Source organism: Thioalkalivibrio sp. ALJ16 (assembly GCF_000377345.1).
Lineage (GTDB): Bacteria > Pseudomonadota > Gammaproteobacteria > Ectothiorhodospirales > Ectothiorhodospiraceae > Thioalkalivibrio.
Genome location: NZ_KB898047.1, coordinates 74496 through 83714 on the forward strand (window position 1 = coordinate 74496; position 9219 = coordinate 83714).

Sequence of the window (9219 nt, forward strand, 5' to 3'; positions counted from 1 at the left end):
CGGGGCGAGGGCGGGCCGCAAACCGTTTCCCGAGCGCGGTCTTATACCGCCTGAGGGTGTCTTCCCGCAACCATGGCCGGCGCCAGTGCGGGTGCCCTTGCGCCGATTCTCCCCTGTATAATGGCGGGCTCGCCAAACTATTCGGGAAGCAAGCATGGACCTCAACCAGATCGAAGCCGGCAAGGACCTCCCCAACGACGTCAACGTCGTGATCGAGATCCCGGCCCACGGCCAGCCCGTGAAGTACGAGATCGACAAGGACAGCGGGGCGCTGGTGGTCGACCGCTTCATGACGGTCGCGATGTTCTACCCCTGCAATTACGGGTTCATCCCGAACACCCTGTCCGAGGACGACGATCCGGTGGACGTGCTGGTGATCACCCCGGTCCCGCTGATGCCGGGTTCGGTCGTGCGTTCGCGTCCGGTGGGCGTGCTGCAGATGACCGACGAGGCCGGTGTGGATGCAAAGATCCTGGCCGTCCCGGTGACCAAGCTGCACCCGCAGTACGAGAAGATCCAGGGCCCGGACGATGTCTCCCAGGAGCTGCTGGACTCGATCAAGCACTTCTTCGAGCACTACAAGGAGCTGGAGAAGGGCAAGTGGGTCAAGGTCGATGGCTGGGCGGACGCCGAGGCCGCCAAGGCGGAGATTGTTGCCAGCTACAAGCGCTACCAGAAGAGCAAGATCTGACGCCGCGTCTCGCCGCATGCCAGGACCGGGAAATGCCGGGCCGATCCGGACGGGCGGTCCGGCGTGCGCCTGTCGGGGTGCCGGCGGCATGATCGTGACCCCCTGAGATGGCCGAACGTGACGCCTACGGCGAGGAAGAGGAGGATCGCGAGCGCTTCGTGCTGCGCATCCTGCTGGCCCTGGTGGTGCTGGCGGCAATCCTGCTGGCGCTTGGCTGGCGGCTGTCGGGGCTGCAGGTCGGGGCCCATTCGCACTTCACCACCCTGTCCGAGAGCAACCGCCTGCGGGTAGAGCCGATCGCCCCGACCCGCGGGGTGATCCGTGACCGCAACGGCGTGCTGCTGGCGGGCAACCGCGCCTCCTATCAGCTCGAGATCACGGTCGAACAGGCCGGTGATCTGGAGGCCCTGCTCGCGCGGCTGCGCGGATACGTGGAGCTGAGCGAGGCCGATGTCGAGCGTTTTCGGCGCGGGGTACGGCAGCGGCGTCCGTTCCAGCCGGTGCTGCTGAAGGCGGGGCTGGATGATTCCACCGTGGCCCGCATTGCGGTCTCGCGCCACGAATTGCCGGGGGTGGAGATCGAGGCCCGACCGCTGCGCTACTACCCGCTGGGGTCGGAGTTTTCGCATGCGGTCGGCTATGTAGGGCGCATCAACCAGCAGGATCTGCAGCGCGTCGATGCGCGCGCCTATGCCGGCAGTTCGCATATCGGCAAGAGCGGCATCGAACGCTACTACGAGGAACTGCTGCACGGGCGCCCGGGTTACCGTCAGGTCGAGGTCAATGCCCAGGGCCGGGTGCTGCGCGAGCTGTCGGTGACCCCGCCGCAGCCGGGAACGGATCTGATCCTGACCCTGGATGCCAACCTGCAGCACGCGGCCTACCGCGCACTCGACGGGAAGGATGGCGCGATCGTGGCCGTGGACCCGAACAACGGCGAGATCCTGGCTCTGGTCAGCGCCCCCGGGTTCGATCCCGAGGCCTTCGTTCACGGGATCTCCCAGGCCGACTTCGCCGCGGTGCGCGACAACACCCGCCGGCCGCTGTTCAATCGTGCCCTGAGCGGCCAGTACCCGCCGGGCTCGACCGTGAAGCCGCTGGTGGCGCTGGCGGGCCTGGAAGAGGAGGTCACCACGGCGGAGCGCGAGATGTTTGCGCGCGGCTACTACCAGCTCCCGGGGCATGAGCGGCGTTTCCGCGACTGGCGCCGCGAGGGCCATGGCCGGGTCGACATGTCGCGGGCCATTGCGGTGTCCTCGGACGTCTACTTCTACGACCTGGCACACACCATGGGCATCGACCGCATGGTGCCCATCCTCGGCGCCTTCGGTCTTGGTCAGCGGGTCGGGATCGACTCGACCGGCGAGCGGGCGGGCATCCTCCCCAGCCGGGACTGGAAACGGGCCACGCACGGCGAGGCCTGGTTCCCTGGCGAGACCCTGATCACCGCGATCGGTCAGGGCTACATGCTGACCACGCCCCTGCAGATGGCGGATTTTACCGCGACGCTGGCGACCCGTGGCCAGCGCTACCAGCCACACCTGCTGCGGGCTATGGACAACGGCAGCGGGGAGCTGGAGTATCCATTGCCGGTCGCGCGCGAGCCGGTAGTGGCGGCCCCGAAGCACTGGGAAACGATCCATGACTCGCTGGTCGAGGCGGTGCATGCGCGCCATGGCACCGCCTGGGGCAGCGTGGGCAGCACTCGGCCGGAGTACACCATCGCCGGCAAGACCGGAACCTCCCAGGTCTTCAGCCTGGGCGAAGACGAGGAATATGACGAGGAACAATTGGCCCGGCGGCTGTGGGACCACGCCCTGTTCGTAGGGTATGCGCCGGCCGAGGCCCCCCGCATCGCGGTGGCCGTGCTGGTGGAGCATGGCGGGTCCGGCGGTCGGGTCGCGGCGCCGGTGGCGCGCAAGGTGATGGATGCCTTCCTGCTGGATGCCGCGAGTATGGCCCTCGAGGCGGCGGAGGATGAATGATTAGCGTGACCGGCCGTGAGATGTCGCTGGGGCAGTGGGTGCTGCGCGGTCTGCGCCTGGACAGCGTGCTGCTGGTGCTGCTTTCGATCCTGCTGCTGCTGGGGCTGGCCGTGCTGTTCAGCGCCTCCGGCGAGAGCCTGGTGGTCATCGAGCGCCAGCTGATGCGTATCGGTCTCGGGGTCGCTGCCATGCTGCTGATCGCGCAGGTCTCCCTGCATACGCTGCGGGCCGTCTCGCCCTGGCTGTTCGTGGCCGGCGTGATCCTCCTGTTGCTGGTGATGTGGATCGGGGATGTCGGCAAGGGCGCGCAGCGCTGGCTGGACCTCGGCTTCATGCGCTTCCAGCCCTCCGAGATCATGAAGCTGGCGGTGCCGATGATGGTCGCCTGGTATCTGTCGCAGCGGCACGGTCGTCCGCGGTTCCGGGATCTGCTGGTGGCCGCGGTGCTGATCATGATCCCGGTGTACCTGATCATGCAGCAGCCGGACCTGGGGACCTCGATGCTGGTGGGGGCTGCCGGTTTCCTGGTGATCTTCCTGGCCGGGCTGGGCTGGCGCTGGTTTGTCGGGCTGGGCCTGGCGGCTGCGGCCGCGATCCCCATCCTCTGGTCGCAGATGCTCGACTACCAGCGCCAGCGGGTCCTGACCCTGTTCAACCCGGAGTCCGACCCGCTGGGCGCGGGCTATCACATCATCCAGTCCAAGATCGCGATCGGGTCGGGCGGGCTGTATGGCAAGGGCTGGCTGAACGGCACCCAGTCGCAGCTGGAGTTCCTGCCGGAGCGGTCTACCGACTTCATTTTTGCGGTGTATGCCGAGGAATTCGGATTCATCGGTGTCGCGCTGCTGCTGCTGCTGTATTTTGCGATTGTCGCGCGCGGGCTGTGGATCGCCGCGCTGGCTCAGGACCGCTACGCACGCCTGCTGGGCGGGAGCATCAGTCTCACCTTTGCGGTGTACATGGTGGTGAACATTGGCATGGTGACGGGGCTTTTGCCGGTCGTCGGTGTGCCGCTACCTCTGGTGAGTTACGGGGGTACGTCGCTGGTGACCCTGATGGTCGCCTTCGGTATTCTCATGAGCATAGCCTCCCAGAAACGCCTGGTGAATCGATGACCCTGAATCTGCGCCCCCTGTGGGCCCGTCTTGCCCGCCCGGTCCTGCTGCCCGCCGGTCTGGCCCTGTCCATGGCCATGGTCGCCGTTCCGCTGGCGGCGAACAGCGAATTCCGTGCGGGTGACCCGCCCTATCTTGAGCGCGACGAGGTGCAGGCCTTCATCGACGAACAGGTGGCCGCGGGCCGCGAGCGCGAGGCGCTGGAGGCGATGTTTGCCGCCGTCGACCCGCAGCAGCGCATCCTCGACCTGATCTCCAGCCCCGCCGAGGCGCGCCCGTGGAAGGACTATCGCCCGATCTTCATGACCGACGAGCGGATCGAGCGCGGCCGCGACTTCATGCAGGAGCATGAACGCTGGCTCAAGCGCGCCGAGGATCGCTTTGGGGTGGAGCCCAACCTGGTGGCGGCGATCATCGGCGTGGAGACCTTCTACGGCCGTAATACCGGGGGCTTTCGTGTATTCGATGCGCTGGTGACCCTGGGCTTCGACTACCCGCCGCGCGCGGATTTCTTCCGGCGCGAACTGGGTGAATTCCTGACCCTGGTGGACGAGGAAGGCCTGGACGCGCGCGAGACGCGTGGCTCCTATGCCGGCGCGATGGGGCGCGGGCAGTTCATCTCCTCCAGCTATCGCCATTACGCGGTGGACTTCGATGGCAGCGGCCAGCGTGATCTGCTGAATTCGTGGCCCGATGCCATCGGCTCGGTGGCCAACTACTTCCGCGAGCATCACTGGAATCATGGCGAGCCGGTGGTGGCGCGGGCACGGGTCGAGGGCGATGCCCACGAGGACCTGATCAGCCGCAACTACCAGGCCCGCTTTGATCTCGAGGAGCTGGCGGAGCATGGCATCCACCCGGCCGAAGAGGTAGATGCGGATGGTCGCTACTCCTTTATCCGCCTCGAGGGCGATGACGGCTACGAGTACTATCTCGGTTATCCGAATTTCTACGTGATCACTCGTTACAACCGGAGCCCGCTGTATGCGATGGCCGTGCACCAACTGGCCGAGGCCCTGGCCGAGTAAACCGCGCCGCTCGGGTGTCGGCGGGGCCGCGCTGGCGGCCTGGCTGGCGCTGGTCCTGGCGGGCTGTTCCTCCACCCCCGACCGCACGTCCGACCCGGACCGCCCGCTGGGCGATGCCGCGTATGACAGCTACTCCGATGCCGCGGATGTACCGCAGGACCTGGCGCTGATCCCGGAGCCGGTGCCGCGTGACGAGCCGCCCAGCCGCTATGGCAACCCCCCGGAGTACGAGGTGTTCGGGCAGCGCTACCGCACGCTCCGGACCAGCGACGGTTTCGAGGAAGAGGGCATTGCCTCCTGGTATGGCACCAAGTTCCATGGCCGGCGCACCTCCAGCGGCGAGACCTACGACATGTATGCGATGACCGCAGCCCACAAGTCCCTGCCGCTGCCCAGCTATGTCCAGGTCACCAACCTTGAGAACGGCAAGCAGGTCGTGGTCCGTGTCAACGACCGTGGGCCGTTCGTGGACGGGCGCATTATCGACCTGTCCTACGCGGCCGCCCATCGCATCGACATGACGGATGCCGGGGTTGCCCGCGTCCATATCCGGGCGGTGGGGCCGGGGGATACCGGGGGGGCGCAGGTGGCGGCCGCCACCGTGCCCGAGCCGGAACCGCTGGCGGTTGCGACCGCGCCGGAGCCGACCGCGGCCCCTGCGGACCCGGAGCCGACGGCGGTCCGCGATCCCGCCCGTGATGAGGCCGACAGCGTTACGCGTTATGTCCAGGTCGGGGCCTTCGCCGAGCGACACTCCGCCGAGCAGGTGCAGGCCGACCTCGAGGCCCTGGGGTTCGACGCCGTGCGCATCTCGACCCTGGAACGCGCCAATGGAGCGGACCTCCATCGCGTACGCATCGGGCCACTGGCGGACAGCACCGCGGTTCGCGCGATCACCGATCAGCTGCAGGGCGCCGCCCACGTCGATTACCGCATCGTCGATGGTGCCCGCTAGAACGGCTCTCGGCGGCCTGTTCCTGCCCGGTTCAGGGCCCAATTCTGCTATCGTAAACGGGTTCTCGAGGAGGCCCAGCACAACCATGAATCTGTCCGTCCGTACCCCCGTCCTGCCTTTGTTGTCGGCCTGCCTGCTGCTGGCCTGGATGCTGCTGATCGCCCCGGCCGCGGCGGAGGTGGAACGTCTGCCGGTGGCCGGGTCGGGGGCCGTGGCGATGCCGGGCGGCATCCCCAGCCCGCCGAGCGATGTCACGGCCGCAAGCTACACGCTGATTGATTTCGATTCCGGACTGATGCTGGCCACCCGCGAGCCGGATGTGGAACGCGAGCCGGCCAGCCTGACCAAGCTGATGACGGCGTATGTCGTGTTTGGCGAGATCAGCGATGGCCGCATGGGGCTGGAAGACCGGGTCACCATCAGTGAGCGCGCCTGGCGCACCGGCATGCGCGGTGCCTCGCGCATGTTCATCGAGGTCGGCGAGGAAGTCGGGGTCGAAGACCTGCTGCGCGGGATGATCGTCCAGTCCGGCAACGACGCCTCCACCGCGCTGGCCGAGCATGTTGCCGGGTCCGAGGGGGCCTTTGTCGACATGATGAATGCGCAGGCGCGAGAGTTGGGCATGAGCCGCTCGTACTTCGCCAATCCGCACGGCCTGCCCTCCGATGAGGCGCAGTACACCACGGCGCAGGACATGGCGATCCTCGCGCGGGCCCTGATTCGCGACTTCCCCGAGCTCTACGGTTACTACAGCGAGCGTTCTTTCGAATACAACGACATCACGCAGCGCAACCGCAACATGCTGCTGTGGCGCGATGCCGGCTTTGATGGCCTCAAGACCGGATGGACCTCCGGTGCCGGCTACAACCTGGTCTCGTCGGCCAAGCGCAATGACCGTCGCCTGATCGCGGTGGTGATGGGCATCGAGGCCTCCGATCACCAGCAGGGAGGGACTCGGCGCGCGAACGAGTCCCAGGCGCTGGTGAACTGGGGCATGCGCTTTACCGCGACGCGCAAGCTGTTCGAAGGTGGCTACGAGCTGGGCACCCCGCGGGTCTACAGCGGGGCGCAGACCGAAGTGCCGGTCGGCCTCGCCGACGACTTCTGGGTGATGGTGCCGCCCGGCCGCGAAGACAACCTGGATGCCTCGATGGAGGTCCACCAGCCGCTGCGCGCGCCGCTGGCCGCGGGCGAGCCGGTCGGCGAAGTCATCGTGCGCCTGAACGGTGAGGTGCTGCGCACCCAGCCGCTGGTGGCACTGCAGGCGGTCGAGCAGGGAGGACTGTTCCGCCGGCTCTGGGATGGCGCGGCCCTGTCCATCCAGTCGGCCTGGCCGTTCTGACGGTCGAGCCGCTTGTGAGCATTGCCTATTTCAACGGCGAGTACCTGCCCCTGGATGCCGTTCGGATCTCGCCGCTGGATCGCGGTTTTCTGTTCGGCGATTCGGTCTACGAAGTGATCCCCAGCTATGGCGGGCGTTTCTTCCTTCTGGAGCAGCACCTGCAACGGCTGGAGCGTTCGCTGGCGGCGATCCGGCTGGCCAGCCCGCACGAGCCCTCGCAGTGGCGTGAACGGCTGGAGGGCCTGCTGCAGCGCAACGGCGACCCCGCCACGCCGGATCTCGGTATCTACCTGCAGGTGACCCGTGGGGTCGCGCCGCGCGACCACGCCTTCCCGGCGGAGGCGCAGCCCACCATCCTGGCGATGGTCAGCCCGATTCGGCCACTGTCCGAGACGATCCGGGACCAGGGCGTCGCGGCCGTGACTGCGCCAGACCAGCGCTGGGCGCACTGCGACATCAAGGCGACCACTCTGCTGGCCAATGTACTGGCGCGCCAGGGCGCCACCGAGCAGGGCGCGCAGGAAGCGATTCTGCTGCGCGACGGTCAGGTGACCGAGGGCGCGGCCAGTAACGTCCTCGTGGTGGTCGATGGCGAGGTTATCACCCCGCCGCTGGCGGCGACCGTGCTGCCCGGCGTCACGCGTTCACTGGTGCTGAAACTTGCCCGCAGCGCCGGTTACCCGGTCGCCGAGCGCAACCTTTCGGAGCACGAACTGCGGCGCGCCGACGAGGTATGGCTGACCAGTTCCACGCGCGAGGTGTTGCCGGTGACTCGCCTGGATGACCAGCCGGTAGGTGACGGGCGGCCCGGCCCGGTCTGGCAGCGGATCCATGCGGCCTATCAGGTCGCCAAGTCCGGGGCCGAGACGGCGCGCCCGGCGTTGCCGTCGGAGGGCATGGCATGAGTGATCGCGAGACCCTGATCGAGTTTCCCTGCCGCTTTCCCATCAAGGTCATGGGGGACTCGCACCCGGAGTTGCTGGCGGCCGTGGAGGCCTGCGTCGCCGAGCATGTGCCGGACCCGGACGATGCCGTGATCCAGCAGCGCGCCTCCAGTGGCGGGCGCTTCGTTGGCATCACCATTACCTTCACCGCGACCAGCCAGGCCCAGCTGGATGAGCTCTACCAGGCCCTGGGGCGCTGCGACCGGGTCCGCATGATCCTGTGACCGACCTGCTCGTGCCCGGGCCGGAGGTCCGCCTGCTGGGTGTGCAGCCCTACGTCCCCGTCTGGCAGGCGATGCAGCTGCAGGCCCGAGAGCGCGAGGCGACCCGACTCGATTCGTTCTGGTGCGTCGAGCACCCCCCCGTCTTTACCCAGGGTCGGAATGGCCGCCCCGAACATCTGCTGGACCCCGGCGCGACGCCGGTGGTTGCGATTGATCGCGGCGGGCAGGTGACCTGGCACGGCCCCGGGCAGCTGGTCGTCTACACGCTGGTGGACCTGCCGCGGCTGGGGATCGGGGTTCGGCGCCTGGTCGAAGGCCTGGAGCAGGCGGTGATCGATACGCTGGCGCAATGGGGGATTCGTGCGCAGCGTCGGGAGAAGGCGCCGGGGGTGTATGTCGATGGGGCCAAGATTGCGGCGCTGGGTCTGCGTATCCGGCATGGGCGCAGCATCCATGGGCTGGCGCTGAACATTGCCCCGGATCTGGCGCCGTTCCAGCGCATGAACCCCTGCGGCTATCCTGGCCTCGCCGCCACCTCCATGCAGTATCTCCTCGGCCCGGTGGATGCCACCCGCGTCCGCGAGCAGCTGCTCGCCCATCTCGCCGAGCAGCTGTTTCCCGCCGAGGTTGCGAGCATCCGGCATGAACCTGCGTTGCCGCCCGAGTTGGTCCGCGTGCTGGCGCTGGGACGTTGTCCCGCGCTCGGAGGCCGGGCCTGATCCTCGCTCTGAAGTTTACGGTGGCTTCGCCCGGCCGTCTGCCGATTGTTGGCTGGTCCTGGTTCGTCCTCTGGTGTTTACGGTGCCTCCGGTCCACGTACTGCCGTGCGCTGACTCGCCAGCGCGCCGCGCCCGTTGTTGATCAAAAACGGGCTTCTTTGCTCGTGCAAAGAAGTACCCAAGAAACACGCCCGACTGCCGCGACCCCGGCCCGCT

9 protein-coding genes are annotated in these 9219 nt (G+C 67.6%); all 9 read left to right on the forward strand.

The genetic code is table 11. From position 1 onward, the window contains the following. Nucleotides 1–154 precede the first annotated feature (154 nt). The 9 genes from ppa to lipB all read left to right on the forward strand — a co-directional run bounded on the left by ppa (nt 155) and on the right by lipB (nt 9003). On the forward strand, nt 155–691 hold the full coding sequence (gene ppa, locus D000_RS0110060; protein WP_018873403.1) for an inorganic diphosphatase: 537 nt from the start codon (nt 155–157) through the stop codon (nt 689–691). A 107-nt stretch (nt 692–798) separates the two neighbouring features. Next, nucleotides 799–2676: a penicillin-binding protein 2 gene (gene mrdA, locus D000_RS0110065; RefSeq protein WP_018873404.1), complete on the forward strand. Its 1878-nt coding sequence runs from the start codon at nt 799–801 to the stop codon at nt 2674–2676. Continuing rightward, entirely contained in the window at nt 2673–3791 is a 1119-nt protein-coding gene (rodA, locus tag D000_RS0110070; protein WP_018873405.1) for a rod shape-determining protein RodA, read from the forward strand. The genes mrdA and rodA overlap by 4 nt, the downstream gene beginning before the upstream one ends. Then, the gene (gene mltB, locus D000_RS0110075; RefSeq protein WP_018873406.1) at nt 3788–4819 is read left to right on the forward strand and encodes a lytic murein transglycosylase B; all 1032 of its coding nucleotides are present in this window, start codon (nt 3788–3790) and stop codon (nt 4817–4819) included. The genes rodA and mltB overlap by 4 nt, the downstream gene beginning before the upstream one ends. Then, on the forward strand, nt 4776–5774 hold the full coding sequence (locus D000_RS0110080) for a septal ring lytic transglycosylase RlpA family protein (protein ID WP_018873407.1): 999 nt from the start codon (nt 4776–4778) through the stop codon (nt 5772–5774). Before mltB ends, D000_RS0110080 begins: the two co-directional genes overlap by 44 nt. A gap of 85 nt (nt 5775–5859) precedes the next feature. Next, on the forward strand, nt 5860–7116 hold the full coding sequence (locus D000_RS0110085; RefSeq protein ID WP_018873408.1) for a D-alanyl-D-alanine carboxypeptidase family protein: 1257 nt from the start codon (nt 5860–5862) through the stop codon (nt 7114–7116). A gap of 14 nt (nt 7117–7130) precedes the next feature. Continuing rightward, nucleotides 7131–8021 (forward strand): D-amino acid aminotransferase, encoded by an 891-nt coding sequence (locus D000_RS0110090; protein WP_018873409.1) that lies wholly within the window; start codon nt 7131–7133, stop codon nt 8019–8021. Continuing rightward, a complete protein-coding gene (locus D000_RS0110095; RefSeq protein WP_018873410.1) occupies nt 8018–8284 on the forward strand; it encodes a YbeD family protein in 267 nt (88 codons plus the stop codon). Before D000_RS0110090 ends, D000_RS0110095 begins: the two co-directional genes overlap by 4 nt. After that, on the forward strand, nt 8281–9003 hold the full coding sequence (gene lipB, locus D000_RS0110100; protein WP_018873411.1) for a lipoyl(octanoyl) transferase LipB: 723 nt from the start codon (nt 8281–8283) through the stop codon (nt 9001–9003). The genes D000_RS0110095 and lipB overlap by 4 nt, the downstream gene beginning before the upstream one ends. Nucleotides 9004–9219 lie beyond the last annotated feature (216 nt).

Bases quoted from the DNA above. Each gene is read 5' to 3' on its own strand.
- D000_RS0110080 (WP_018873407.1), top strand. From the start codon at position 4,776: ATGCGATGGCCGTGCACCAACTGGCCGAGGCCCTGGCCGAGTAAACCG.
- mltB (WP_018873406.1), top strand. From the start codon at position 3,788: ATGACCCTGAATCTGCGCCCCCTGTGGGCCCGTCTTGCCCGCCCGGTC.
- D000_RS0110095 (WP_018873410.1), top strand. From the start codon at position 8,018: ATGAGTGATCGCGAGACCCTGATCGAGTTTCCCTGCCGCTTTCCCATC.
- rodA (WP_018873405.1), top strand. From the start codon at position 2,673: ATGATTAGCGTGACCGGCCGTGAGATGTCGCTGGGGCAGTGGGTGCTG.
- mrdA (WP_018873404.1), top strand. From the start codon at position 799: ATGGCCGAACGTGACGCCTACGGCGAGGAAGAGGAGGATCGCGAGCGC.
- D000_RS0110085 (WP_018873408.1), top strand. From the start codon at position 5,860: ATGAATCTGTCCGTCCGTACCCCCGTCCTGCCTTTGTTGTCGGCCTGC.
- ppa (WP_018873403.1), top strand. From the start codon at position 155: ATGGACCTCAACCAGATCGAAGCCGGCAAGGACCTCCCCAACGACGTC.